Consider the following 25,323-nt stretch of genomic DNA (forward strand, 5'->3'; position numbering starts at 1 on the left):
CCATGACGAGGGTGCTATTCTGCTTGATCGCCTGCCTGTTGGCTGTGCCCGCGATGGCGCAGCCGATGGTCACGCTCGAGGCGCATGGCGGGCGTTTCGTCATGCTCGACAAGGATGCGATCGGCTATCTGCCCGATCCCGATCCGAGCGGCGCCCCTGCTCCGGTGATGATCGTGCTTCACGGGCGGGGCGGCAATGCTGCCACCGCACTTGCCGGCGTGGTCGGGGAAGCTTCTCGCCGGGGGATCGCGCTGGTCGCGCCCAAGTCGCGCGGCCAGACCTGGGACGCGCTGCGCGCCTTCTCAAGCCAGTCGACGCGCTCGCCCGGACGATTGCCGGGCGGTGATGCAAAACAGATCGCGAACGCAGTCGAAGCGCTCTCCGCTCACGGTGCGATCGACCGCTCACGGATCGCTCTATTCGGCTTCTCGGACGGTGCGACCATGGCCCTCTCGCTCGGTGCCGCGCGTCCGGCAGACTATCCGCTGGTCATCGCGTTCGCGCCCGGCGGCATCCTGCGCACACGCGGCGATGCCGAGCAGCGCTTCATGATCGCGCACGGGACCGAGGACGCGATCATTCCCTTTTCGCACGGCGCCGGACGGGTATGTCCCGCCGTCGAGCGGCTTGGGCGCGACGTTCGTTTCCTGCCTTATGGTGCAGGGCACGTCGTCGATCCCGCTGCGCTCGGCGAGGCGCTCGACAGTTTTCTCGATCCCGCGCGCCCGTTCGGAAGTCCGGGCTGCCCCTAGGCTTGCATGGGGCGACCCCGCTCCCCACATCTCCCGCAACGAAGAGCGGAGAGCATGTTGGAACAATATCACGGCACCACGATCCTCGGCGTCAAGAAAGACGGCAAGACCGTCATCGCGGGTGATGGGCAGGTGAGCCTTGGCAATACCGTCATCAAGCCCAACGCGACAAAGGTCCGGCGCATCGGCAGCGAAGGCAAGGTCATCGGCGGGTTCGCCGGCGCGACCGCGGACGCCTTCACGCTGTTCGAGCGGCTGGAGAAGAAGCTCGAGGCTTCGAACAACAAGCTGATGCGCGCGGCGGTCGAGCTCGCTAAGGACTGGCGGACCGACAAGTATCTGCGCAACCTCGAGGCGATGATGATCGTCGCCGATGAAGACACGATGCTCGTCATCACCGGCAATGGCGACGTGCTCGAGCCCGAAGGCGGGATCACCGCGATCGGTTCGGGCGGCAACTATGCGCTCGCTGCGGCGCGCGCGCTCGCCGACTATGAAAACGACCCCGAAGTGCTCGCGAAGCGCGCGATGAAGATCGCCGCCGACGTGTGCGTATTCACCAACGGCAATTTGACCATCGAGACTGTTTAAGTGGACCAGAATTTCACCATGAAACCGGCGGGCAGCGATCCGCTGACCCCCAAGGCTATCGTCGCCGCGCTCGACGAGCATATTATCGGCCAACACGACGCGAAGAAGGCTGTGGCCGTGGCGCTGCGCAATCGCTGGCGGCGCCAGCAGCTTTCGGATGAGCTCAAGGCCGAGGTCACGCCCAAAAACATCCTGATGATCGGGCCGACCGGCTGCGGCAAGACCGAGATCTCGCGTCGGCTGGCGAAGCTCGCCGATGCGCCCTTCGTCAAGGTCGAAGCGACCAAGTTTACCGAGGTCGGCTATGTCGGGCGCGACGTTGAACAGATCGTGCGCGATCTTGTCGAGGAAGCGGTACGGCTCGAACGCGACCGCCGCCGCGAACAGGTCAAGGAAGCCGCGCAGGATGCGGCGATCGAGCGTCTCTTGGATGCGCTGGTGGGCAAGGGGTCGAGCGAGGCCACGCGCCAGAGCTTCTTGAAACGCCTCGACGAAGGCAGCCTCGACGAGACCGAGGTCGAGATCGAGGTCGCCGACCAGCCGTCCATGCCGTTCGAAATGCCGGGCGGCGGCGGGCAGGTCGGAATGATCAACCTGTCCGACATGATGGGCAAGGCGTTCGGCCAGGGCGCGCCCAAAAAACGGCGCAAGCTCAAGGTGAAGGCAGCCTACGAGAAGCTGGTGGAGGAAGAAGCCGACAAGCGGCTCGACCTCGACGACGTCAACCGCACCGCGCTCGAGGATGCGGAGGCCAACGGCATCGTCTTCCTCGATGAAATCGACAAGATCGCGGTCAGCGACGTGCGCGGTGGTTCGGTCAGCCGCGAAGGCGTGCAGCGCGACCTTCTCCCGCTAATCGAGGGCACGACCGTGTCGACCAAATACGGGCCGCTCAAGACCGACCATATCCTGTTCATCGCCTCGGGCGCGTTCCATGTGGCCAAGCCCAGCGACATGCTTCCCGAGCTACAGGGGCGTCTTCCGATCCGTGTCGAGTTGAAAGCGCTGACGCAGGAGGACTTCGAAGCCATCCTGAAGGCAACGCGCGCCTCGTTGACCGAGCAATATCAGGAGCTCTTGAAGACCGAGGGCGTCACGGTGAATTTCACTGACGACGGAATTCAGGCGCTCGCGCGGATTGCGGCGGATGTGAACGAGGCGGTCGAGAATATCGGTGCCCGCCGCCTGCAGACGGTGATGGAGAAGTTGCTCGAAGACATCAGCTTCGATGCCGAGGAGCGCTCGGGCCAGACGGTGACCATCGACGCCAAGTTCGTCGAGGAGCAGTTGTCGGGCATCGCCAAGAATGCCGACCTCAGCCGCTACGTGCTCTGATCGTCGGGCAAGGGGTGGCGCCAGGTGAGGCCTGTCGCAAAGGGCGTCCACAGGCTCGCCTTCACCCCGGCAATCCGAAGCTTGGCGTTGACCCACTGGTTGCATGTCCGCACCGCGTTGAAGTTGCCTAGCCCTTCGTAGAAGGCGTCGCTGTCCCAATATCCGGGATGGTCGATGCGCTGCGGCCTGCGTCCCTCGCCGAGATCGAAATCGGCGCGTATGGCGGCGTAGAGGCGTCGATATTCCTCGGGGCGCAGGGTCAGCTTAGCCGTTGCATAATATACGGGGTCCGCGACCCACTGGACATGCATGATGCGCTCGCCAGCAATCATCGAGGTCACCGCCGTGTCGAGTTCGAGATCCGACCAGGTCGGCGTGTCGAGATAGATGCCACGGTCGCCCGCGCCGATCATGACCCACGCAGCGTTAGGCCAGTTGGGGTCGCCGAAATGGCTACCCGGAAAGTCTTCGCGCCAGCTCAGCCCGGCCGCATCGGCGGGCATGACGAAGTCGAGATGGACGCCGTTCGAGCTGATATAGACCGGAATGCCGACTTCTGGCTCTTCCCAATCGCTATTGACCGGAACGAGTGCGCCGAGCAGCGCCGCGGTCAGATAGAGCGCGGGCAGCGCGAAAATGAGCAGCAAGGCTCGTCTGAGCCAGGGCCGCTTGGTTTTGCGTTTGCGTCGACGCTTCGCCATCCGCCGACCTTGTCAGCTAGGTCGCCCGTAGGCGACAATTTTTTCGCGAAGCTGCATCGTGCAGCCCCACACGACATCCGTCGGCGACCATTTTTCCAATCAGCCGCAATCGTGCCCCGCACGATTGCATTTCAGGCTGCTTGGAAAAATGGTCGGGGAGACAGGATTCGAACCTGCGACCCCCACACCCCCAGTGTGATGCGCTACCAGGCTGCGCTACTCCCCGACCCATCGGGACCTTATGGGTGGCCCTGATGCGAGTGCGCCTCTAGCCATTGAACACGTCCCATGCAAGCACCAGATGCTTGTAAGCGTAGGGGGCGGCGTGATAGGCGCTCCCATCTTTTTCTAACGACGGCTGCGCCCCCGGCGCGCGCCGACCCTGAAGACGGGATTTTCATGACCAACCTCATCCTTGCCGCCGCACAGCCGAGCGCAGGCGGATCGTTCCTGATCCAGATCATGCCGCTGCTGCTGATCTTCATCATCTTCTGGTTCCTGCTGATCCGTCCGCAGCAGAAGAGGATGAAGGAGCACCAGGCCGAAATCGCCGCGATCAAGAAAGGCGACAAGGTCGTCACTGGCGGCGGGCTGATCGGCAAGGTGACCAAGGTTTCCGACGACGAGGTCGAGCTCGAGCTGGCGCAGGGCATGCGCGTCAAGGCGGTTAAGGGCATGATCTCGACCGTGATCAAGCCGGGCACCAAGCCCGCGAACGACTAGGAAGCCTAGCGATGCTCGACTTTCCCCGCTGGAAGGTGCTGTCGATCTGGGGGATCATCCTGTTCGGGATCCTGCTGTCGATTCCCAGCCTGATGTCCGAAGAGCGCCAGGCCGAGATCTGGCCCTCCGTCCTGCCGCAGGAGCGGATCTCGCTCGGCCTCGACCTTGCGGGTGGTTCTTACCTGCTGCTCGAAGCCGACGCGGACGATGCCGAAAAGCAGCGTCTCCAGGCGATGGAAGACACGATCCAGACCGAAATGCGCCGCGCCAATCCGCGCATCCGCATCGGGGAAATCTCGACCACTGGCGGCCGCGTGTCATTCATGGTCCGCGACCCCTCGCAGGTCGATGCCGCGGTCGAGACGATGCGCACCGTGACCCAGCCGGTCGGGCTGACCGGTCGCCGCGACTGGGACGTCAGCGTGGTCGATTCGACCCGCGTCGTCGTTTCGCCGACTGCCGAGGGCGCCCAAGGCGCGCTTGCCGACGCGGTGACGGTGGCGCGCGACGTCGTGCGTCGCCGTATCGACCCGTCGGGCACCAAGGAAATCACCGTCCGCACCTCGGGCCAGGACCGGATCGAGGTCATGGTGCCGGGCGTCGAAGACCCGGAAGCTCTGAAGGATTTGATCGGTCAGACCGCGCGTTTGGAGTTCAAGCTGGTCGACACCGCCGCCGACCCCTCGCTGATCGCGCAGGGCATCGCGCCCGCGGGTAGCGAATTGGTGCCCTATCCCGACGGCATCGGCTTTCCCTACACGGGCGTGACCGCGGACGGCACCAACATGATCGCGCTCAAACGCCGCGTCATCGTGTCGGGCGAGCAGCTCAATGATGCACAGCAGAGCTTCAACGAAGACGGGCTCCCCGTCGTCTCGATCAGCTTTAATAGCCAGGGTAGCCGTGCCTTCGGACGCGTGACGCAGGAAAATACCGGTCGCCCCTTCGCGATGGTGCTCGACGGCACCGTGCTCTCGGCGCCCAATATCAACGAACCGATCCTGGGCGGGCAGGCGCAAATCTACGGTAACTTCACGGTCGAAAGCGCCAACAGCCTCGCCATCGCCTTGTCCTCGGGCAAGCTGCCGGTGAAGCTCGACGTGATCCAGGAATATACGATTTCGTCCGACCTCGGCCGCGATTCAATCGAGAAGGGCGTGCTCGCCTCGATTGTCGCGACGCTCGCAGTGCTCATCTACATGATGATGACTTATGGTCGCTTCGGCCTCTATGCCAACGCGGCGCTGGTCACCAACGGCTTCCTGATCCTCGGCATCATGGCCGTCTTCAACGCCACCCTCACGCTGCCCGGCATCGCCGGCTTCGTACTCACCATCGGTGCGGCGGTCGACGCCAACGTGCTGATCAACGAGCGCATCCGCGAGGAACAGCGGCGCGGGCGCAAGACGCTCGACGCGATCGAGACCGGCTATCGCGAGGCTTCGACCGCCATTTTCGACGCCAACATCACCAACACCATCGCTGCGGTGATCATGCTCTACTTCGGCTCGGGCCCCATTCGGGGGTTCGCCGTCGTGCTGCTGATCGGCATCATCACCTCGGTCTACACCGCGGTGAACTTCACCCGCATGCTGGTGGCGCTGTGGGCGCGCAAGAAGCGCCCCAAGCAGCTGACGATTTAAGGAACGACTACCGATGAAACTCCTCAAACTCGTTCCCGACAATACGAACATCGACTTCATGCGTTTTCGCAAGATCGCGATCGCGATCACGATGGCGCTTGCGATCGCCGGCTATGCGCTGACCGCGATCAAGGGGCTCAACTTGGGCATCGACTTCGTCGGCGGGCAAACCATCGTCGCCGAATTCGAAGAGCCGGTCGAAATCGATGTCCTGCGCGCGCAAGTCGGCAGCCTTGGTGCGGGCGATGCGTCGATCCAGGAATTCGGCTCGCCCACCACCTTCCAGATTCGCCTGCCGGTCCCCAACGGCGAAGAGGCCGCGGCCAACCGCGTTGTCACCGAAGTCCGAACCATGCTGGAAAGCGAATATCCCGGCGTCGACGTCGGCAACGCGCAATCGGTCTCGGGCAATGTCAGCCAGGAGCTGGCGCAGGACGGCGCGATGAGCCTGATCTTCGCGATGATCGGCATCGCGACCTACATCTGGTTCCGCTTCGAATGGCAGTTCGGCGTCGGCGCGCTGGCGACGCTTTTCCACGACATCGGGCTCTTGCTGGCCTTCTTCTCGATCACCCAGTTGCAGGTCGACCTCAACATCGTCGCGGCCTTCCTGACGGTGGTCGGCTACACGCTCAACGACACGGTCGTCATCTACGACCGTATTCGCGAGAATCTGCGCAAGTATCGCAAGATGGGCATCGTCCCGCTGATCAACCTGTCGCTCAACGAAACACTCAGCCGGACGATCACAACGTCGATCGCGCTGTTGCTTGCCATCGGTGCGCTGCTGGTGTTCGGCCCCGAAGTCATCTTCGGGCTCACCGTCGCGATCTTCCTCGGCCTGTTCATCGGGACTTATTCGTCGATCTACGTCTCGGCACCTTTGCTCGACTTCCTCGGCGTGACGCCCGACAGCTTCATCCACGATGACGAGGACAAGAAGCCGACCGGCGACGGCGCGGTAGTCTGAGCAGAGTTATCGTCCAGCACCTGTTCATGCGGCTTGGCGCAGCCACGCTGTCACGTTAAGGATCGATCCCATGAAGAACCCGATGCTCCGCACTGCCCTCATTGTCGCGCTTCCGATCGCTCTTGCCGCCTGTGGTGGCGGTGGCGGCGGGAGTGGCCTCGACCAGTCCTACGTCGCGCGCGACGTGAACACGCTCTACTCGCTGGCGAAGGAACGGCTCGACCGCGGACGCTACGAGGAAGCCGCCGACCTCTTCAACGAAGTTGAGCGACAGCATCCCTATTCGGTATGGGCGCGCCGCGCGATGCTGATGGGTGCCTTTGCGCACTACCAGGACCGCAGCTTCACCGACGCGATTTCCGCGTCGCAGCGCTTCCTGTCGATCCATCCGGGCAATAGCGATGCGCCCTATGCGCATTACCTCATCGCGATGAGCTATTATCAGCAGATCGAGGACATCAGCCGCGACCAGTCGATCACGGCCAGCGCGCGCGATGCCTTCGCCGAGCTGATCCGCCGCTATCCGACCAGCCGCTACGCCGGGGATGCGCGAATCAAGATCGACCTCGTCAACGACCAGCTCGCGGGCAAGGAAATGGAAGTCGGCCGCTTCTACCAGACGCAGCGCAAATGGCTCGCCGCCACCATGCGCTTCCGCCAGGTGATCGAGCAGTACGAGACCACCGCCCACGCGCCCGAGGCGCTGCACCGGCTCGTCGAATCCTACCTCGCGCTGGGCGTGCCTGCCGAGGCGCAGAAGGCCGCCGCGGTGCTGGGTCACAACTATCCCGGCTCCAAGTGGTACGAGCGCAGCTACGAGCTGATGCAGAAGCACGGGATCAACGTCCTTAGCTAGGCGGAAGGAACGGGGCATTCGATGCTGCGACAGCTCGCCATTCGCGACGTCGTCCTCGTCGAGCGGCTCGAACTCGAATTTTCCGATGGCCTGACCGTCCTCACCGGCGAAACCGGTGCGGGCAAGTCGATCCTGCTCGATGCGCTCGGGCTGGCGCTCGGCCGTCGCGCCGATAGCGGGCTGGTGCGCAGCGGCGCCGACAAGGCCGAGGCGAGTGCGGAAATCGACATTACGGCGGACCATCCGGTCTGCGCCATCCTAGACGACGAGGAAATCGACCGTGACCCGGGCGAGCCCTTGCTGCTGCGACGCCGCGTCAAGGCCGACGGGGGCAGCCGCGCTTGGTTGGCGGGGGCCTCGGTGCCTGCGCGCACGCTGCGCGATGTTGGCGAAGCGGCGGTCGAGGTTCATGGCCAGCATGACGAACGCGGGCTGCTCGATGCCAAGGGCCACCGCGCGCTACTCGATGCCTTCGGCAAGATCGACACGGGGCCCGTCGCGCGGGCCTGGGAGGCGCTTTCGGCAACGATCGCGCGCCATTCCGAGGTCGAGGCCGAGGTCGAGGCTGCCGAGGCCGACCGAGAATTTCTCGACCATGCGGTGGGCGAGCTCGAATCGCTCGACCCGCAGGTCGGTGAAGAGGATGAGCTGGCGACAATGCGCCAGCGGATGAAGGACGCGGCGAAGATCGAGGAGGATCTCGACGCGCTCGATCCGCTTTTGTCGGGCGCGGAAGGTGCATTGTCTCAGATGCGGCAGGCGGCGCGGAGGCTGCAGCGGGTTGCTGACGTGCATCCGGGACTAGCCGAAGCATTGAGCGCGACCGACCGCGCGATCATCGAGGCGGATCAGGCGGAAGAGAAGATCGTCGAGGCGCGGCGCGAGCTGATGCATAGCCCCGACGATCTCGATGCGGCGGAGGAGCGGCTGTTCGCGATCCGCGGATTGGCGCGCAAGCATCGGGTCGAGCCCGACAAGCTGCCCGAGCTGCTGGCGGAGATGAGCGAGAAGCTGGAAGCGATTTCCACGGGCGCAGAGCGGCTGGCGGGGCTGGAAAAGGCGATTGCCGAGGCGCGCAAATCCTACGACGCGGCAGCGGCGAAGGTGCGTGAGGCGCGCAAGGGCGCGGCTTTGCGGCTCGATGCGCGGGTGGCCGAGGAACTGGTGCCGCTCAAGCTCGATGCGGCGAAGTTCGCGACCGCGATTGAAGATGCCGAGCCGGGGCCGGCGGGGATCGACCATGTGTCTTTCACCATTTCGACCAACCCGGGTGCGCCCTTCGGACCGCTGAGCAAGATCGCTTCGGGCGGCGAATTGTCGCGCTTCATCCTCGCGCTCAAGGTCGCGCTGGCCGAGGTCGGGAGCGCGGGCACGATCATCTTCGACGAGATCGATCGCGGGGTTGGCGGCGCGGTGGCGAGCGCGATCGGCGAGCGGCTGGCGCGGCTGGCTGAAAAGGCGCAGGTGCTGGTCGTCACGCACTCACCCCAGGTCGCGGCGCGCGCACAACACCACTTCCGCATCGCCAAATCCTCCGACGGCACGGTGACCCGCACCAACGTGGTCGCGCTGTCGGATGAGGAACGACGCGAGGAAATCGCGCGTATGCTATCGGGAACCGACATTACCGACGAAGCGCGCGCGCAGGCCGCGAAACTATTGGAGGCAGCATGATCAACCGCACCGAAACCAGCCACACGCATGACGGCACCGAGCTGCTGCACCTGGTCATGGACGATGGCAGCGGACAGGCACGGCCCGGCGTCGTGATCCTGCCGAGCTTCGCCAATCGCGGCGAGGTCGAGGAAGAGCATGGCGAACGGCTGGTCGAGCTGGGCTATTCGGTGCTGGTCGCGGACATTTACGGACGCGACATGATCGGTATCGATGTCGGCGAGGACGAGGGCAAGCAGAAGGCCTTCTCGACGATGGAAGAAAAGATGGAGGACCGCGGCGGCTATGTGAAGCAGCAGGCGGCGATCCTCGAATTCGCAAAAGCGCATGACGCGTTCGATGGCGACAAGATTGCGGTGATGGGCTTTTGCTTCGGCGGGCTGTGCACGCTCGACCTCGCGCGCTCGGGCGCCGATTTCCAGGTCGCGGGAAGCTTCCACGGCCTGCTCAAAATCCCCAATTTCACGACCCAGAAGATCAAGCCCAAGGTCGCGGTGTTCCACGGCTGGGACGACCCGATGGCACCGCCCGCCGACGTCGTCGCGCTGGGGCAGGAGCTGACCGAACAGGGCGCCTGCGACTGGCAGATCCACGCCTATGGCGGGGTCGGCCACGCCTTCACGAACCCCAATGCCAGCAAGCTCGGCATTGACGGCGTCGCGCACAACGCCAACGCCGCCTCGCGCAGCTGGGACAGCTTCTGCGACCTGCTTGCGGAGACGATGCGCTAGTGGGCGTGGGCCAGCTTTCCGACGCCGAGGCCGCCAATCGGTTGATGCGGCTGGCGCGGGAGATTGCGAAGCATGATGCGGCCTATCACGACCGCGACGCGCCCGAGATCTCGGACGCGGAGTATGACGCGCTAGTGGCCGAGAACAAGGCAATCGAGGCAGCCTTCCCGCACCTCGTGCGCGACGACAGCCCGTCGAAAAAGGTTGGGCACACGCCGTCCTCGCCGCTGGGCAAGGTCACCCATGCGGTGCAGATGCTCAGTCTCGACAATGGCTTTTCCGATGACGAGGTGCGCGAGTTCGTGGAGCGCGTTCGGCGTTTCCTGTCGCTGTCCGATGACGAGCCGGTGCGGCTGACGGCCGAGCCCAAGATTGACGGCCTCTCATGCTCGCTGCGCTACGAGGATGGCGAGCTGGTGCTTGCCGCGACGCGCGGGGACGGAAGCGTGGGCGAGGACGTCACCGCCAATGCGCGCACGATTGCCGACATCCCACAGACTCTAAAGGGCGCGCCGCCCGTGCTCGAGGTGCGCGGTGAGGTCTATATGGCGAAGGACGACTTTGCGGCGCTGAACGCACGACAGGAGGAGGCGGGGGGCAAGATCTTCGCCAATCCGCGCAACGCCGCCGCGGGGTCGTTCCGACAGAAGGATGCGAGCGTGACCGCCGCGCGGCCGCTGCGCTTTTTCGCGCATGGCTGGGGCGAGATTTCGGCCGAGCCCAAGCCGACCCAGGAGGCGATGGTGCGTTGGCTCGAAGAGCTGGGCTTTCCCGTCGCCGACCATTTCAAGCGCTGCGAAACGGTTGAGGAGGCGCTCGACGTCTACGCCACCATCGGCTCGGAGCGCGGGGCGCTGCCCTATGATATCGATGGTGTCGTCTACAAGGTCGACCGGCTCGACTGGCAGCATCGGCTGGGCAAGGTCGCGCGCGCGCCGCGCTGGGCGTTGGCGCACAAGTTTCCCGCCGAACAGGCCGAGACGATCCTCGAAGCGATCGACATCCAGGTCGGGCGTACCGGCAAGCTGACCCCCGTCGGCCGCCTCGCACCGGTCGGCGTGGGCGGCGTCATCGTCTCCAACGTGACGCTTCACAATCGCGATGAGATCGAGCGGCTGGGCGTGCGCCCCGGCGACCGGGTCAAGATTCAGCGCGCGGGCGACGTCATCCCGCAAGTGGTCGAAAACCTCACCCGCGACGAGAAGCGCGACCCGTTCGTCTTCCCCGACCATTGCCCCGAATGCGGGTCCGAGGCGGTCGCGGAGGAAGGCGAAGTCGACGTTCGCTGCACCGGCGGGCTTATTTGTCCCGCGCAACGGTTCGAGCGGCTAAAACATTTCGTGTCGCGAAGTGCGATGGATATCGACGGGCTGGGCGAGAAATCGGTCGCCGAATTCCTCGAGCTAGGCTGGCTGGAAAAGCCGTCCGACATCTTCACGCTCCACGAATATCGGGACGACTTGCTCGCCAAGGAAGGCTGGCAGGAAAAGTCGGTCGACAACCTCCTCGCCGCGATCGACGCGCGGCGCGGGTTCGATCCCGGACGCTTCCTGTTCGGGCTCGGCATCCGCCATGTCGGCGCGGTGACCGCCAGGGACCTGATGAAGGCCTTCACCAATGTCGGCCCGCTGATGGAGGTCGCGCAAGCCGAAGACGCCATCGCGCAACTCTCCGCCGTCGACGGCGTCGGCGAGGTTGTCGCGCAGGCGGTCGTCGATTTCTTCCACGAAGAGCATAACCGCGAGGAAGTCGCGCTGCTCCTCGAACGCGCCCGCCCCGCCGATTATGTCAGCGACGTCCAGGAGACCGCGTGGAGCGGCAAGACCATCGTTTTCACCGGCAAGCTGGAAACTGTCTCACGCGACGAAGCCAAGGCGCAGGCCGAACGCATGGGTGCGAAAGCGGCGGGATCGGTGTCGAAGAAGACGGACTTGCTGGTCGCGGGGCCGGGCGCAGGCTCGAAGCTCAAGAAGGCCGAGGAGCTAGGCGTACAGGTGATGACTGAGGAAGAGTGGTTGGCCGAGGTGGAAAAGTCGTAGGTGGATTGTAGATGATCGAAGCCGTTGTCAGTTGGATGAATGAGAAGCTCGGGATCAGGCTTTTCGGAGAGAATGCCATGGTCGCACTCTCGGTCCTTATTCTTGTGATCGTGTTTGGCGGCTACCTCGCCCTAAAGTTCTTCTAGCCTTTCTCCAACACCAACACCCGCCATTCCCCGTCGCCCTTGTCGACGACGCTGAGCCCTTCCGCCTCATACGCCGCCGCGACCGTGTCGGCCTGGCTGTCGAGAAGGCCGGAGAGGATCATCGTGCCGCCCTTGGCCAGCGCGGCGGCGAAGCCGGGGGCGAGGCTGACCAGCGGGCCAGCGAGGATGTTGGCGATCAGCAGGTCGTAGGGCTTGCGGTTGGCGATCAGCGGGTGGCCGAGCCCGGGCGCAGTGAGCAGCAGGACGTGGCCCGCCGCCTCGGCAACCGGGATCTTGTTGAGCGAGGCGTTCTCCTCCGCCACCTCGATCGCGACCGGGTCGATGTCGCTCGCGACGACCCGCGCCTCGGGCCAGAGCTTGAGCGCCGCGAAGGCGAGGAGGCCGGTGCCGGTGCCGACGTCGATGATGTTGGAAAAATGCTTGCCCTGATCCGCCAGCCGGTCGAGCGACTGGAGGCAGCCCGCGGTGGTCGCATGCTGGCCGGTGCCGAAGGCGAGGCCGGCGTCGATCTCGAACGCCACCGCGCCCTTTGGGATGAGGTCGCGATGCTGCGGCGTGTGGACGAAGAAGCGACCGGCGTGGATGGGCTCGAGCCCCGCCTGGCTCATGGTCACCCAATCCTCGTCCTTCAGATGCGCGATCTCGGGCTCGCCGTCGGGCGCAAGGCGCTTCAGCAGCATCAGCTCCTGCGTGGTCGGCTCGTTCTCGAAATAAGCGTGGAGCCGCCAGCGGTCGGGCTGCTCGGGATCTGGCTCGTCCGCGACCAGCACGGGCGGATTGTCATGCATCGCGAACAGCGCATCGCCATCCTCCGACACGGCCTGCGCCTGCGCCTTGGTGCAATCGAGACTGACCTTCCAGCTCATTGGGCTTCCTTCGCGAGTCGCTCGTCCAGACGCGCGCGCATTTTGTCGGCATAGGCGGTGCAGGCGCTCCGGTCGATCAGCGGCGTCTCGCCCGCGAAGCGGTCGAGCATGTCGCTCGCGCTGGGGTGCGGGGTGAGGAGCACGTCGCATTCGAGCGCGGCGATCGTGTCGAGGCTGCGGCGGAAGGCCGCGACGGTGTCGGGATGGTCGGAAAAGCGATAGTCGTCGCGGCTGACGGGCGAGAGGCTGTCGGCATAGACGATGGCAAGGCAATCGTCGTCCTGGCACTCGGTCCAGGTCCAGCTCATTGCGCCCGGGCTGTGGCCGGGGGTGGCGAGGGCGTAGAGTACGAGACCTCCCAGCTCGAGCGTCTGGAGGTCGGCGATGGTCTCCTCGACCGTGGCGATCGGGAAGGGGTCGTGCATTCCGGCCTGCGGATCGTCGGCGGCCAGCGTGCCGGTGGCGAAGACTGGCGCGGCGGCCTCGCTCGCGACCAGCTTGGCGCCGGTCCGCTCCTTCATCCTGGCCATGCCGCCGACATGGTCGTGATGCTCGTGGCTATGGGTCAGCGTCGTGACATGGCGGAGCGAGAAGCCAAGCTTTTCGATATTGGCGGCGATGTGGTCGGCGCCCGCCTCGGTGCCGCTGTCGATCAATATATGACCCTCGGCGGTGGTAATGAGGATCGCGGCAATGCCGCACGTGCCGACATAATAGGTGCCGCCGTGAATGCGTGCGGGCGGGGCAGGCTTGTCCCACTCGTCCCACTCCTCGCAAGCCTCGGCCAGCGCGCTCTTGGGGAAATGGTCGATCCGGTCGGCCGGGTCGGGGGGCGCAGTGGTGAAGTCGGTCATGCACGCCGCGAGCGGGAGCGCGAGGGTCGAGGCGAGCAGGGCTCTAGCGGACATAGGAGGCTCCGTTGACGTCGAGGATGGTGCCGGTGGCGCTGGGCGGCGCGTCGACCGCCAGCCAGCGGATGGTCTCTGCGACTTCCTCCGGCTGCGCGACCCGGCCAAGCGGAATGTCGGCGAGCAGCGAAGGGCCACCGCGGCTGTCGAGATAATCCTCGGCCATGCCGGTCATGGTGAAGCCGGGGCAGACCGCGAAGGCGAGGATGTTTTCGGCGGCATAGCCGCGCGCGATCGACTTGGTCATCGCGACCATCCCGCCCTTGGAGGCGGCATAATGCCAGTGCTGCGGGCTGTCGCCGCGATAGGCGGCGCGGCTGGCGACGTTGACGATGCGGCCGCCGCGCTCCTCGCGCGAGCGGAAGTGCGAGATGGCGTGGCGGCACAGGTCGGCGCTGGCCTGCAGGTTGATCTGCATCGTGCGAGACCAGGCCTCGTGCCATTCCTCGTCACCGGCCTTGTCGGAGACGGGCTCGAACACGCCGGCATTGTTGACCAGCACGTCGATGTTTCCGTCGAGTGCGTCAAATGCTGCTTCCCACAATCGGCGCGGGGCGGCGGGGTCGGTAAAGTCGGCGGCGAGGAGGCCATCGCCGCCCTGCGTCGACTGGCCGACGACGCGGTGGCCGTCATTCTTGAGGGCTTCGAGGGTCGCGGCGCCGATCCCGCGGCTCGCTCCGGTGACGAAAATATGCATGCACCCTCGCTAACCGCGCGGGGGCGCGGGCGGCAAGGACTTAGCGCGCGACGTTCTTGGTGAATTCGCTGCTGGCGGCGCCGAACTTGTCGATTTCGACCGTGAAGTCCTCGAAATCTTTCTCCACCCCGCCGATCGAGCTGGCGACATGTTCGGTGTCGCTGCGAATGGCGGTGATGGTGTTCGACATGCTGTCTGCGGCGAGCGCGGTTTCGTCGACCGCGGCGGTGATGGTGGTCACCGTCTGCGCCTGCGCCTCCATTGCCTGGCGGATGCGGTCGGCGCTGGCCTGCACTTCCATTACCGTCTTCTCGATATCGGCATTGCTGTCGACGGTCTGCTTGGTGGCGGCGGTGATCGCGGCGATCTTGGTAGTGATGTCGTCGGTCGCGCGCGCCGTCTGCGAGGCAAGCGACTTCACTTCCTGCGCGACGACAGCAAAGCCGCGGCCGGCATCGCCCGCGCGCGCTGCCTCGATCGTGGCGTTGAGCGCAAGAAGGTTGGTCTGCCCGGCAATGTCGCGGATCAGGCCGAGGATGGATTCGATCGTCTCGACATGGCTCGACAGGTCTTCCGACACTTGCACGGCTTCCTTCGCCTGTCCGCCCGCGCGCACGGCGACCTGTGCCGCCCCTTCGACCTCGGTCCGCGCATCTTCGATGGCACGGATCAGCCCGGCGGCCGTCTGTGCGGCCTCGCGCATGGCGACGGCGCTTTGTTCGGCGGCGGCAGCCACTTCGCTGGTCTTGCCCATCATCCCGCGCGCTGCGCCCGCGCTTTCATTGGCGCGGTTGAGCATGTCGCGCGCCTTGGCAGCGGCGCTGGCGGAAATCTGCGTGACCTGTTTCTGGAACTGGTCGCCCGCTTCTCCGCGCTCGTCGGCCAGCATCTGCGCTTCGCACACGGCGACCTGCGCCAGGATGCAATCGTTCGAATAGAGCGCCTTCCTGACAAGCGCTTCGATCAGATGCGCGCGCACGTCCGGCTCGTCCGCAAACCGCTCGCACACCGCATTGATCATTTCGCTGACGCCCGTCGCGCGCTGGACGTTGATATGCGGAATGCTTTGCTGCTCAAGGAAAAGGCCGCGGCCATATTCGGTGACGTGGTCAATCCACTCGCGACCGAATTCCTGTCCGTAGTCGCCCTTGGCGCGCTCGGCGCTTTCGGTACCGAACAGGCGCTCGATCGTGTCATGGACGATGTCGTGCGCCTCGGCCCAGAGGAGGGCGCGCCCGCGCTCGAAATGCTCGTCCTTGCCATAGGCATCGAGACGATTGCGGATCTGCTCCTCACTGAGGGGCTGGATGGCATTCTCGCGGGCGTTCATGGGTGACCCTCCTCGGGTGTGCGAATTGGTCCGCTAGGCAGCGAACCTCGCGATGAAGTTGCGCGTCGTGTCGCGGAACGCCGCGATCTGGGTGGAGAAACGCCCGAACCCCTGTTCGACGCTGTCGATATCCTTGGCCACGGTCTCGGTATCGCTGCGAATGGCGGCGATGGTCGAGCTCATGGAATCGGCGGCGAGTGCCGTTTCGTCGACCGCGGCGGTGATCGTCGTCACCGTCTGCGCCTGCGCTTCCATCGCCTGCCGGATACGGTCGGCGCTGGCCTGCACTTCGCGCACCGTCTGGGCGATGTCGGCATTGCTGTCGACCGTCTGCTTGGTCGCCGCGGTGATGGCGGTGATCTTCGAGGTGATGTCGTCGGTGGCTCGCGCGGTCTGCGCGGCGAGCGATTTCACTTCCTGCGCGACGACCGCAAAGCCCCGGCCCGCATCGCCCGCACGCGCGGCTTCGATGGTCGCGTTGAGCGCAAGCAGGTTGGTCTGCCCCGCAATGTCGCGGATCAGGCCGAGAATCGATTCGATCGTTTCCACGTGGCTCGACAGGTCTTCGGAGACCTGCACTGCTTCCTTCGCCTGGTCGCCGGCACGCACCGCGACCTGCGCCGCGCCCTCGACCTCGTTCCGCGCATCTTCGATGGCACGGATAAGACCGGCAGCGGTCTGTGCGGCCTCGCGCATCGCGACCGCGCTCTGTTCGGCGGCAGCGGCGACCTCGCTGGTCTTGCCCATCATGCCACGCGCCGACTGGGCAGTGATCGCGGCCTGCGACTGCAGCGTCTCGCTCTCGCTGGTGCAGGCCTGGACGACGCCCAGCACCTGTTCGTTGAATTCCGAGGCCTGCTGCGCCTGGATGCGCTCGCTTTCGCTGCGCGCGATGGTCACGGCATGATGGATCATGCAGTCGGTTTCGATCGACTGGATTTCTGACAGGGTGCGCGCGAACCGCACGACCTGCTCTTCGGGCAAGTCGGCGGTGCGGATGGCGACGAAGGCTGCCTCCGTCTCGGCCGAAACCCCCGCGAGCAGGGTCGAGAGCGAGCGCCCGGCGGCCAGTTCGCCTTCGACGAAGCTCTTCGCCTTGTCGGTCCACAGCTGGCCATCGATGTCGGTGAACTTGGCGCGGATATAGGGCAGCGAAATCTCGGTCAGCTCGGCCAGCCGCTCGCCCTCAATCGTGTCGGTGACCTCGGGGGACAGCGCATAGCGCTTCCAATATTCGCGGCTCAGGTCGCGTTCGGCATGGCCGATCGCCGCCCACAGCTCTCGCGCCCGCTCGGGTAGGTCGCCCGACAGGTCGTAGAAGCTCAAACCGCGCTGAATGTCGTAATCGCCCGTCATGTCACCCTGAATGACCGTTGCCATATGTCTCAAACCCTTTTCGAAAACTCGGTGGGATACGCTTGTCCTCCCTCTTGGCAGCAATTGGTTAATGCCGGGTTAGCCCTATGGCCCGCCTTGCCTCTTTCAGCGGCCTCTTCTAAGCGGTCCCACGCACCCGTTCTGGGACTAGAGGAACACGCATGACGCCGAAGCATCCGCGGCCGCTTTCGCCGCATCTCACCATTTGGAAATGGGGCCCGCACATGCTGGTCTCGATCCTCCACCGCATCACCGGTGGCGCGCTGACCGCGCTCGGGCTGGTCGTGTTGACCTGGTGGCTCGTCGCCCTGGCCGGTGACGAGGCGGGTTACGACCGGTTCGTCGAGATCGCGACCAGCAGCGCCGGCCTCGTCATCCTGGTCGGCCTCACCTGGGCCTTCTGGCAGCATCTCTTCTCGGGCCTTCGCCACCTGTTCCTCGACATGGGCGCGGGCTTCGAGCTCAAGGTCAACAAATTCTGGTCGGTCATGACGATCGCGTTGTCGATCCTCGCGACCGCGGCCACCTGGTTCGTCATCATGGGAGTGGGTCAATGAGCACGGGCAAATCCTCCACTCCGCTGGGCAAGGTCCGCGGCCTCGGCGCGGCGGGCGAAGGCGGCGAGCATTGGCTGCACGAACGCTTTACCTCGGTCGCCCTGGTCTTCCTGTCGCTATGGCTGGTGATCTCGCTCATCATGCTGCCCGACCTGTCGCAGCGCACGCTGGTTGAGTTTCTCGCCCGCCCGCTGGGCGCGGTGCCGATGGCGCTGTTCGTCATCACCGCTTTTGCGCACGGGCTCGACGGGCTCAAGGTTGTCGTCGACGACTACGTCCATCACGAGGGCAACCGTGTCGCCATCCATTTCATCCTGACCATGGCCGCGATCGGCGGCGCCGCGCTGGCGCTGTTCGCACTCGCCCAGATCGCATTCGGAGCCTGACCGTTGAGCAAGTATCAGATCATCGATCATACCTATGACGTCGTCGTGGTGGGCGCGGGCGGTTCGGGCCTTCGCGCGACCATGGGCGCGGCCGAAAAGGGTCTCAAGACCGCCTGCGTGACCAAGGTCTTCCCGACCCGTTCGCACACGGTCGCGGCGCAGGGCGGCATCGCCGCCAGCCTCGGCAATATGGGTCCGGACCACTGGACCTGGCACATGTACGATACCGTCAAGGGCTCCGACTGGCTCGGAGATCAGGACGCGATCGAATATCTCTGCCGCGAGGCGCCTGCCGCAGTCTATGAACTCGAACATGCCGGCATGCCGTTCAGCCGCACCGAAGAGGGCGAGATCTACCAGCGCGCGTTCGGTGGCATGACCCAGAATATGGGCGAAGGCCCCGCCGCGCAGCGCACCTGCGCCGCCGCCGACCGCACCGGTCACGCCATGCTCCACACGCTCTACCAGCAGAGCCTGAAGTATGACGCCGACTTCTTCATCGAATATTTCGCGCTCGACCTGATCATGGAAGACGGCGTGTGCCGCGGTCTCGTGGCGCTGTGCCTCGACGACGGGTCGATCCACCGCTTCCGTGCGCAGGCCGTGGTGCTCGCCACCGGCGGCTATGGCCGCTGCTATTTCTCGGCGACCTCGGCGCACATCTGCACGGGTGACGGCAATGCCATGGTGCTGCGCGCCGGCCTGCCGCTCCAGGACATGGAGTTCGTCCAGTTCCATCCGACCGGCATTTACGGCGCGGGCGTGCTCATCACCGAGGGCGCACGTGGCGAAGGCGGCTACCTCACTAATTCCGAGGGCGAACGCTTCATGGAACGCTACGCCCCGTCGGCCAAGGACCTCGCCTCGCGCGACGTCGTCAGCCGCTCGATGGCGATGGAAATCCGCGAGGGTCGCGGCGTCGGCAAGGAGGGGGATCATATCCACCTCCACCTCAATCATATCGACCCCAACATCCTCGCGCAGCGCCTGCCGGGCATCACCGAAACCGCGAAGATCTTTGCGGGCGTCGATTTGACCAAAAAGCCGATCCCGGTCGTGCCGACGGTCCACTATAATATGGGCGGCATCCCGACCAATTATCACGGCGAAGTCGTGACGCTGAAGGACGGTAATCCCGACCATGTCGTGCCGGGCCTGTTCGCGGTCGGCGAAGCGGCCTGCGTGTCGGTGCACGGCGCCAACCGCCTTGGCTCGAACAGCCTGATCGACCTCGTCGTGTTCGGCCGTGCGGCCGGTCATCGCCTTGCCGAAGTGATCGAGCCGGGCAAGGCCGGTCCCAACCTCAAGGCCGATTCCGCGGATCTCGCGCTCTCGCGTCTCGACCATTTCCGTCACGCCGAGGGCGATCGCAAGACCAGCGAGATCCGTCTCGACATGCAGAAGACGATGCAGGCCGACTGTGCCGTCTTCCGCACCGAGCGCACGCTCGAGGAAGGCGTTAAGAAGATCGACGGGATCTTCTCCTCGATGCAGGACGTGTCGGTCGCCGACCGCTCGCTCATCTGGAATAGCGACCTCGTCGAAACGCTCGAACTCGACAACATGTTGAGCCAAGCCAAGGCCACGATCCAGCTTGCCGACAACCGCAAGGAAAGCCGCGGCGCGCACATGCACGAGGACTTCCCCGATCGCGACGACGCGAACTGGATGAAGCACTCGCTCATCTGGGTCGACGGCTGGGGCGGCAAGGGCGGCGAGACCCGGATCGACTACCGCCCGGTCCACGAATATACGCTGACCGACGACGTCAGCTATATCGAGCCGAAGAAGCGGGTCTACTAGCTCCTACTCGGCTTGAATTCAGGAGGGCGCGCCATCTTCGGACGGCGCGCCCTTCTTGCGCCTGCGCCCCATTCGTCGCACGCTCCCTTGACGACGAGCAATTCTATAGACGAACCGTTGAACCGTGCATATTCGTCGACGAGTTGAGGGAGAATGAGGATGGGCTGGCGTAGTGGCGAGAAGACCCCAGGGCAAAAACTGGCGATCGCAATTCTCGTAGGATTGTTGCTCGCCATCCCGCTCTTCTCCGTCTGGGCGTTGGTTTACGACCGCCAGACACAGTCCCAGGCCGCCGTCAGCTCGATCACCGAGGGATGGGGAGGCGAGCAGGCGCTGGCCGGTCCCGTGCTCGCCATTCCCTACACGGCCACCCGGCAGGAAACGCGGGTCGAGGACGGACGGCGCATCACGACGGCGCGTCAGGTGACGTCGGAGATGATCCTGTCGCCCGAAGCGCTCGATCTCGACATTGCGCTCGACCCCGACCGCCGCAAACGCTCGATTTACGAAGCGGTCGTCTATGACGGCGATGCGTCGGGTCAGGCGCGCTTCGCCTTCCCGCCCGATCTCGATCGCTACGATATCGATCCCGACAGCCTGCGGCTCGATGATGCCGAGCTGCGCTTCGGGATCAGCGATCCCAAGGGGCTCGGCGCCAATCCCGAAGTCTCGGTCGACGGCACCGCGCAGCGGCTCCAGCCGGGCGGCGGCTCGAAGGGCGGTTCGGGCTTCTTCGCCTTCGTCGATGCCAGCGCCTTGCGCGACGGCGCGATGGTCGCCGACTTCTCTTACGGCTTTCGCGGGTCGAGCGCAGTGGCATTGAAGCCGACCGCCGGCTCCACCCGCTGGAAAGTCTCCTCGCCCTGGCCGCATCCCAGCTTCACCGGGGCCTTCATCCCCGACGAGCATTCGACCAATTCGAGCGGCTTCGACGCGCAATATCGCATCGGCAACCTTTCGCTCGGCAAGAGCCTGGTCAATCTGGATGGCGGCAACGACACGCCCCGGATCGACCGTGCCGGGCGCGGCGGCCAGCTGGTCGACAATGGTCACCAGCTCGCGGTGATCGACCTGATCCAGCCGGTCGATCTCTATTCGCGGGTCAATCGCGCGACCAAGTACGGCTTCCTGCACATCGGCTTCACCTTCCTCGCGCTGCTGATGTTCGACGTCATTGGCGGGCGTCGCATTTCGGCGGTCGCCTATTTGCTGGTTGGCGCGGCGCTGGTGCTCTTCTTCGTGCTGCTGCTGGCCTTCGCCGAGGTGATCGGGTTCGCGCCCGCTTATGTCGTCGCATCACTCGCCATCGTGGGGCTGGTGACCGCCTATAGCGCGGCCATTCTCGGCAGTTGGCGAAGGGCGATCGCGGTGAGCGGGCTACTCGCCTTGCTCTACGCAGCGCTCTATATCCTGCTTGGGCTCGAGGAATTCTCGCTGCTTATCGGCTCGCTGATGATCTTCGCGGCGCTCGCGGCGGTGATGTACACCACCCGCAACCTCGACTGGAGCCGCGAACGCGCGCTTCCAGAAGAGGTCTAGGCTTGGCGCAGGGGAGCGGCTAAGCCGCTCCCCTATGTCAAAAGATCATCATCACAATCCGCGCGATCCGGTCTTCCCTTCGTCGAAGTCCGACGCGGCCGCGGCCAAGACCACCCTTTCCAGCCCGCAGACCGAAAGCGAAGCCTACAAGCTCGCCTTCCAGGACACCGATTTCCTGCTGCGCGACGATCTGCGCTCGGTGCGCTTCCAGCTCGAGATGCTCAAGCCCGAGCTGCTGATGAACGAGGCGGACATCGAAACGCTGTTCGTCATGTACGGGTCGGCACGCGTGCCCGAGCCTGCCAAGGCGCAGGCATTGCTCGATGCGGCAGAGACCGAATGGGACCGCAAGGTTGCCGAGCGTCTCGTTGCCAAGTCCCGTTATTACGAGGAAGCGCGCAAGCTCGCCCGCATCGCCTCGCGTTTTCCGGTCGACGAGAATGGCAAGCGTCACTTCGTCGTCACATCGGGTGGCGGGCCCAGCTTCATGGAAGCCGCCAATCGCGGGGCGCATGACGAGGGCAAGGAATCGATCGGGCTCAATATCGTGCTTCCGCACGAACAGCTGCCCAACGAATATGTCACCCCGGACCTCAGCTTCCAGTTCCACTACTTCGCGCTGCGCAAGATGCATTTCCTCATGCGCGCGCGTGCCGTCGCGGTCTTCCCGGGCGGGTTCGGGACGTTTGACGAACTGTTCGAACTGCTGACCCTCGTCCAGACCGGCAAGGTGCGCGAAATGCCCATCCTGCTGTTCGGCAAGGAAGAGTTCTGGGACCGCGTGTTCGACTTCGACGCCCTCGCGCTCGAAGGCACGATTTCGAAGGGCGACCTCGACCTCATCACCTGGTGCGAGACGGCCGAGGAAGCCTGGGCCGAAGTCTGCAACTATTACGATGTCTGCGGGGCGGTGCAGCCCTAGGCGCGCTTGCCCTTGCCCAGCGCCGCTTCGCGTTCGGCGATGGCGGCCTCGGCGAACTCTTCGGGGCCGATGTCGATGGCATCGGCCACCGCGTCCCATTCGATGTCGTCCATCTGCTGGAACCGGATACAGCTCTTGCCCATGTCGAGTTTCTTGCCGGCCTTCGCGTGTGCGTCGAGCAGCGCCGCCTTGCGCTCTTCATTCATGTAGGCGCACATGATGTAGAGGCCGATATGCCGTTTTTGCGCCGCCACCGCAGCGAACATCAGCGGCTTCTTGTTGTAGGTCGGGCCCGAGACCTCGAGCGGCACTTCCCAGGTCGGGAAGCCCCACGTCATCGCCTCGTCATAGCCGTCGGGGACCAGCGCGCGCATTTTCTCGACCACCGCGCGAAACGTCTCGCGGCGCTTGTCGTCGACACTGTCGATATAGTCGGCGACCGAAGCAGCGTTCCTGTCTCCGGCCGTCTGCATCCTACGCTTCCGGAACTTCCTGGCCACCATCCGAGCTGCCGTCGTCGGCGTCGGTCGTGGCTTCGTCGAGCACCGGCACGTCTTCCGCCTTCTGCGCATCTTCGCCCATCGCATCCTCGGCAGCCGCTTCCTCGGCTTCCTCAGGCGGGGGCGGGGGCACGGCCAGCGGGTTCGACGTCTGCTGGTTCAAATAGAGAAGGAGATCGGCGCGATCCTGCTCGTCCGAAAGACCGGCGAAGGTCATCTTCGTGCCCGGAGCATAGCTGCGCGGGCTGGCGATCCAGGCGTCCATCTCTTCCCAGGTCCAGTTGCCTTCCTTCGAAGCCAGCGCATCCGAATAGGCAAAGCCCGGAACACCGGCGATGTCGCCGCCCATCGTGCCGTAGAGCGCGGGGCCGAGCCCGTTGGCACCGCCCTGGTTGATCGAGTGGCAGGCCGCACAGCGCGCGAAGACCGCTTCGCCGCGCGCCGCATCGGCGCTCGCGAGGTAGAAGGCGACCGGCTTGGCTTCCTCGGCACCCGCTTCCAGCTCGACGCCTTCGATCGGATAGCCCATCGTTTCCGGACGGTCGCCGTGGAACATCTCACCGGTGAGGATGGTGCCGCCCAGCGCGATGATTCCCGCGAACAGGACCCAGCCGGCGATCGTATTGTTGCGGTCGTCCATGATACCTCTTTGACAAGCTTGAAAGTGAAGTGTTGGCCAGCCCCTTAAAGGGGCTTGCGGCAATCATCAAGAAACTAAGGTCATTGCTTCCACGACCTTGGCATAGAGCGTGGGCAGTCCCGCCTCGTCGATACGGTCGATCGGCTGCCACCAGCCCTCGCCCTCGGGCGGCACGTCGCGCGGCTCGATCGCCAGCGTCAGCGCGAAGTGGGTAAAGACATGGCGCACCGCCTGCTCGGGCTCTTCGGGCCACGCCCCGTCCGTCCATTCGCTTCCCGGCAGCGCCGCCATCCCGCCCAGCATGCCTTTGGCCGGACGCCGCACCAGCCACACTGCCCCGTCGCGCTCGATCCACCACGCAGTCCCGCGGCGCTCGGGCCGCGCTTTGCGAACCTTAGGCGCCGGAATCGCCTCGGGCGCGCCGGTCGCGAAGGCCGCGCAGTCCCCGCTCACCGGGCACTCCCCACAGCGTGGAGTCTTAGGCCGGCAGATGGTCGCGCCCAGGTCCATCATCGCCTGCGCAAAATCGCCAGCGCGCTCCTTCGGCCACAGCGCCCGCGCCGCGTCGTGCACCTCGGATCGCGTCTCGGCGAGCGGCCCCTCGATCCCTTCGATTCGCGCCACCACCCGCTCGACATTGGTGTCGATCGGCACCGAATCGGCATCGAAGGCGATCGCCGCGATGGCCGCGGCGGTATAGGCGCCGATGCCCGGCAATTCGCGCAACCCCGCCTCGTCCTCGGGAAAGCCCCCCAGTGCGACGACCTGCTGCGCACAGCCATGCAGGTTTCGCGCCCGCGCATAATAGCCGAGCCCCGCCCACTCGGCGAGCAGCACTTCGCGGCTGGCGCTCGCCAAGTCACTGACTTCAGGCCACTTTTCGATGAATCGGGCAAAGCGCGGCGTCACCGTCGCCACCGTCGTCTGCTGCAGCATCACCTCGCTCAGCCAGACGTGATAGGGGTCGGGACGCCTGTTGCTGCCGGGTCGCACCCGCCACGGCAAATCGCGGGCGTGGTCGCGATAATGTTCGAGCAGGCGATTCTTCCAATTGGCGGACACGGCATCGCTATGGCATGGTCGCCCCCTATGGCCAATCGCCGACCTTCCCGCGCGAAAGCGAACGATGACGACAAGCGCGTCAACGGCGTGCGCCGCGCGGGCGATATTGTCGGCGATATTGGCGGCGTGGCGTTCAAGAAGTTCGGCTTCGTACAGGGCGCGATCGTGCATCGCTGGCCCGAAATCGTCGGCGCCAAATATGCGCGCTCCAGCCTGCCCGAAGCGATCAAGTTCCCGCGCGGGACCAAGTCGAACGGCACGCTGACCCTGCTCGTCGAAGGCGCGCAGGCGCCGCTCTACCAGCACCTCGCGCCGATGATCATCGACAAGGTCAATGCCTTCTTCGGCTACCCCGCCATCGCCAACGTGGTCTTTCGCCAGGGTCGCCTGCCGCTCGAGGCCAAGCGTCCCGAGCGCCCCACTTTGCGCGAGGTCCCCAAGGAATTGGGAGAGGGCCTGCGCGAAATATCCGATCCCGAATTGCGGGCCTGTCTCGAATCGCTGGCGGCCGGGCTGGCGGGCTCGAAGGGTCCCCCGAAGATTTCATGATGGAG

The 25,323-nt window shown here is 65.0% G+C and carries 26 protein-coding genes and 1 tRNA gene; 17 read left to right on the forward strand and 10 right to left on the reverse strand.

Going from position 1 to position 25,323, the window contains the following annotated elements; genetic code table 11:
• Nucleotides 1–2 precede the first annotated feature (2 nt).
• From KTQ36_RS02980 to hslU, 3 genes are read left to right on the forward strand one after another with little or no spacing between them, the layout of a single operon-like run.
• Entirely contained in the window at nucleotides 3–752 is a 750-nt protein-coding gene (locus KTQ36_RS02980) for an alpha/beta hydrolase (protein ID WP_218632272.1), read from the forward strand.
• A gap of 54 nt (nucleotides 753–806) precedes the next feature.
• Nucleotides 807–1,343 (forward strand): ATP-dependent protease subunit HslV, encoded by a 537-nt coding sequence (hslV, locus tag KTQ36_RS02985; protein ID WP_304951361.1) that lies wholly within the window; start codon nucleotides 807–809, stop codon nucleotides 1,341–1,343.
• An 18-nt stretch (nucleotides 1,344–1,361) separates the two neighbouring features.
• Nucleotides 1,362–2,678: an ATP-dependent protease ATPase subunit HslU gene (hslU, locus tag KTQ36_RS02990; protein WP_218633795.1), complete on the forward strand. Its 1,317-nt coding sequence runs from the start codon at nucleotides 1,362–1,364 to the stop codon at nucleotides 2,676–2,678.
• On the opposite strand, the gene KTQ36_RS02995 is transcribed toward hslU, so the two are convergent.
• Both KTQ36_RS02995 and KTQ36_RS03000 read right to left on the reverse strand, forming a co-directional pair.
• Nucleotides 2,666–3,325 (reverse strand): TIGR02117 family protein, encoded by a 660-nt coding sequence (locus KTQ36_RS02995; protein WP_218632273.1) that lies wholly within the window; start codon nucleotides 3,323–3,325, stop codon nucleotides 2,666–2,668. The two genes, hslU and KTQ36_RS02995, sit on opposite strands and share 13 nt — an antisense overlap.
• 203 nt (nucleotides 3,326–3,528) lie before the next feature.
• Nucleotides 3,529–3,605 (reverse strand) — tRNA-Pro (locus tag KTQ36_RS03000).
• Between the two features lie 167 nt (nucleotides 3,606–3,772).
• Here KTQ36_RS03000 and yajC point away from each other — a divergent pair.
• The 8 genes from yajC to KTQ36_RS11280 all read left to right on the forward strand — a co-directional run bounded on the left by yajC (nucleotide 3,773) and on the right by KTQ36_RS11280 (nucleotide 12,161).
• Nucleotides 3,773–4,102: a preprotein translocase subunit YajC gene (gene yajC, locus KTQ36_RS03005; protein WP_425600734.1), complete on the forward strand. Its 330-nt coding sequence runs from the start codon at nucleotides 3,773–3,775 to the stop codon at nucleotides 4,100–4,102.
• Nucleotides 4,103–4,113: 11 nt separating this feature from the next.
• Nucleotides 4,114–5,745: a protein translocase subunit SecD gene (secD, locus tag KTQ36_RS03010; RefSeq protein WP_218632275.1), complete on the forward strand. Its 1,632-nt coding sequence runs from the start codon at nucleotides 4,114–4,116 to the stop codon at nucleotides 5,743–5,745.
• A gap of 13 nt (nucleotides 5,746–5,758) precedes the next feature.
• Complete coding sequence (gene secF / locus KTQ36_RS03015; RefSeq protein ID WP_218632276.1) at nucleotides 5,759–6,715, forward strand: protein translocase subunit SecF; 957 nt, start codon at nucleotides 5,759–5,761, stop codon at nucleotides 6,713–6,715.
• A gap of 70 nt (nucleotides 6,716–6,785) precedes the next feature.
• Nucleotides 6,786–7,571 (forward strand): outer membrane protein assembly factor BamD, encoded by a 786-nt coding sequence (locus KTQ36_RS03020; protein ID WP_255554159.1) that lies wholly within the window; start codon nucleotides 6,786–6,788, stop codon nucleotides 7,569–7,571.
• Nucleotides 7,572–7,592: 21 nt separating this feature from the next.
• Nucleotides 7,593–9,245 (forward strand): DNA repair protein RecN, encoded by a 1,653-nt coding sequence (recN, locus tag KTQ36_RS03025; protein WP_218632277.1) that lies wholly within the window; start codon nucleotides 7,593–7,595, stop codon nucleotides 9,243–9,245.
• A complete protein-coding gene (locus KTQ36_RS03030) occupies nucleotides 9,242–9,976 on the forward strand; it encodes a dienelactone hydrolase family protein (RefSeq protein WP_218632278.1) in 735 nt (244 codons plus the stop codon). The genes recN and KTQ36_RS03030 overlap by 4 nt, the downstream gene beginning before the upstream one ends.
• A gap of 44 nt (nucleotides 9,977–10,020) precedes the next feature.
• Complete coding sequence (gene ligA, locus KTQ36_RS03035; protein WP_425600735.1) at nucleotides 10,021–12,015, forward strand: NAD-dependent DNA ligase LigA; 1,995 nt, start codon at nucleotides 10,021–10,023, stop codon at nucleotides 12,013–12,015.
• An 11-nt stretch (nucleotides 12,016–12,026) separates the two neighbouring features.
• Nucleotides 12,027–12,161 carry a hypothetical protein gene (locus KTQ36_RS11280; protein WP_255554161.1) on the forward strand — a complete coding sequence of 45 codons (135 nt, stop codon included), beginning with the start codon at nucleotides 12,027–12,029 and terminating at the stop codon, nucleotides 12,159–12,161.
• On the opposite strand, the gene KTQ36_RS03040 is transcribed toward KTQ36_RS11280, so the two are convergent.
• From KTQ36_RS03040 to KTQ36_RS03055, 5 genes are read right to left on the reverse strand one after another with little or no spacing between them, the layout of a single operon-like run.
• The gene (locus KTQ36_RS03040) at nucleotides 12,158–13,048 is read right to left on the reverse strand and encodes a 50S ribosomal protein L11 methyltransferase (protein WP_255554163.1); all 891 of its coding nucleotides are present in this window, start codon (nucleotides 13,046–13,048) and stop codon (nucleotides 12,158–12,160) included. The two genes, KTQ36_RS11280 and KTQ36_RS03040, sit on opposite strands and share 4 nt — an antisense overlap.
• Entirely contained in the window at nucleotides 13,045–13,956 is a 912-nt protein-coding gene (gene bla / locus KTQ36_RS11285; protein ID WP_255554164.1) for a subclass B3 metallo-beta-lactamase, read from the reverse strand. The genes KTQ36_RS03040 and bla overlap by 4 nt, the downstream gene beginning before the upstream one ends.
• Nucleotides 13,946–14,653 (reverse strand): SDR family NAD(P)-dependent oxidoreductase, encoded by a 708-nt coding sequence (locus KTQ36_RS03045; protein ID WP_218632281.1) that lies wholly within the window; start codon nucleotides 14,651–14,653, stop codon nucleotides 13,946–13,948. Before KTQ36_RS03045 ends, bla begins: the two co-directional genes overlap by 11 nt.
• A 40-nt stretch (nucleotides 14,654–14,693) precedes the next feature.
• Nucleotides 14,694–15,983 (reverse strand): methyl-accepting chemotaxis protein, encoded by a 1,290-nt coding sequence (locus KTQ36_RS11290; RefSeq protein ID WP_255554165.1) that lies wholly within the window; start codon nucleotides 15,981–15,983, stop codon nucleotides 14,694–14,696.
• 33 nt (nucleotides 15,984–16,016) lie between these two features.
• A complete protein-coding gene (locus KTQ36_RS03055) occupies nucleotides 16,017–17,363 on the reverse strand; it encodes a methyl-accepting chemotaxis protein (protein ID WP_255554166.1) in 1,347 nt (448 codons plus the stop codon).
• Nucleotides 17,364–17,521: 158 nt separating this feature from the next.
• On the opposite strand from KTQ36_RS03055, the gene sdhC reads away from it, so the two are divergent.
• The 5 genes from sdhC (at nucleotide 17,522) to KTQ36_RS03080 (ending at nucleotide 22,567) form a co-directional block, all read left to right on the forward strand.
• Nucleotides 17,522–17,917 carry a succinate dehydrogenase, cytochrome b556 subunit gene (gene sdhC / locus KTQ36_RS03060; RefSeq protein WP_218632282.1) on the forward strand — a complete coding sequence of 132 codons (396 nt, stop codon included), beginning with the start codon at nucleotides 17,522–17,524 and terminating at the stop codon, nucleotides 17,915–17,917.
• Nucleotides 17,914–18,303: a succinate dehydrogenase, hydrophobic membrane anchor protein gene (sdhD, locus tag KTQ36_RS03065; protein ID WP_218632283.1), complete on the forward strand. Its 390-nt coding sequence runs from the start codon at nucleotides 17,914–17,916 to the stop codon at nucleotides 18,301–18,303. The genes sdhC and sdhD overlap by 4 nt, the downstream gene beginning before the upstream one ends.
• 3 nt (nucleotides 18,304–18,306) lie before the next feature.
• Entirely contained in the window at nucleotides 18,307–20,106 is a 1,800-nt protein-coding gene (gene sdhA / locus KTQ36_RS03070; protein ID WP_218632284.1) for a succinate dehydrogenase flavoprotein subunit, read from the forward strand.
• A 159-nt stretch (nucleotides 20,107–20,265) separates the two neighbouring features.
• Entirely contained in the window at nucleotides 20,266–21,645 is a 1,380-nt protein-coding gene (gene creD, locus KTQ36_RS03075) for a cell envelope integrity protein CreD (RefSeq protein WP_218632285.1), read from the forward strand.
• Between the two features lie 34 nt (nucleotides 21,646–21,679).
• Complete coding sequence (locus KTQ36_RS03080; protein ID WP_218632286.1) at nucleotides 21,680–22,567, forward strand: LOG family protein; 888 nt, start codon at nucleotides 21,680–21,682, stop codon at nucleotides 22,565–22,567.
• Here KTQ36_RS03080 and KTQ36_RS03085 read toward each other — a convergent pair.
• The 3 genes from KTQ36_RS03085 to KTQ36_RS03095 form a co-directional block, all read right to left on the reverse strand.
• Complete coding sequence (locus KTQ36_RS03085; RefSeq protein ID WP_218632287.1) at nucleotides 22,564–23,040, reverse strand: DUF1801 domain-containing protein; 477 nt, start codon at nucleotides 23,038–23,040, stop codon at nucleotides 22,564–22,566. The two genes, KTQ36_RS03080 and KTQ36_RS03085, sit on opposite strands and share 4 nt — an antisense overlap.
• 1 nt (nucleotide 23,041) lies before the next feature.
• Nucleotides 23,042–23,707: a c-type cytochrome gene (locus tag KTQ36_RS03090; protein ID WP_218632288.1), complete on the reverse strand. Its 666-nt coding sequence runs from the start codon at nucleotides 23,705–23,707 to the stop codon at nucleotides 23,042–23,044.
• 66 nt (nucleotides 23,708–23,773) lie between these two features.
• Nucleotides 23,774–24,769 carry an A/G-specific adenine glycosylase gene (locus KTQ36_RS03095; protein ID WP_218632289.1) on the reverse strand — a complete coding sequence of 332 codons (996 nt, stop codon included), beginning with the start codon at nucleotides 24,767–24,769 and terminating at the stop codon, nucleotides 23,774–23,776.
• Between the two features lie 27 nt (nucleotides 24,770–24,796).
• Here KTQ36_RS03095 and KTQ36_RS03100 point away from each other — a divergent pair, with 27 nt between their 5' ends.
• The gene (locus tag KTQ36_RS03100; RefSeq protein ID WP_218632290.1) at nucleotides 24,797–25,318 is read left to right on the forward strand and encodes a DUF721 domain-containing protein; all 522 of its coding nucleotides are present in this window, start codon (nucleotides 24,797–24,799) and stop codon (nucleotides 25,316–25,318) included.
• Nucleotides 25,319–25,323: the final 5 nt, after the last annotated feature.

Origin of the sequence: Sphingomicrobium clamense (genome assembly GCF_019264355.1) — a bacterium.
In the GTDB taxonomy this organism is placed as follows: Bacteria; Pseudomonadota; Alphaproteobacteria; order Sphingomonadales; family Sphingomonadaceae; genus Sphingomicrobium; species Sphingomicrobium clamense.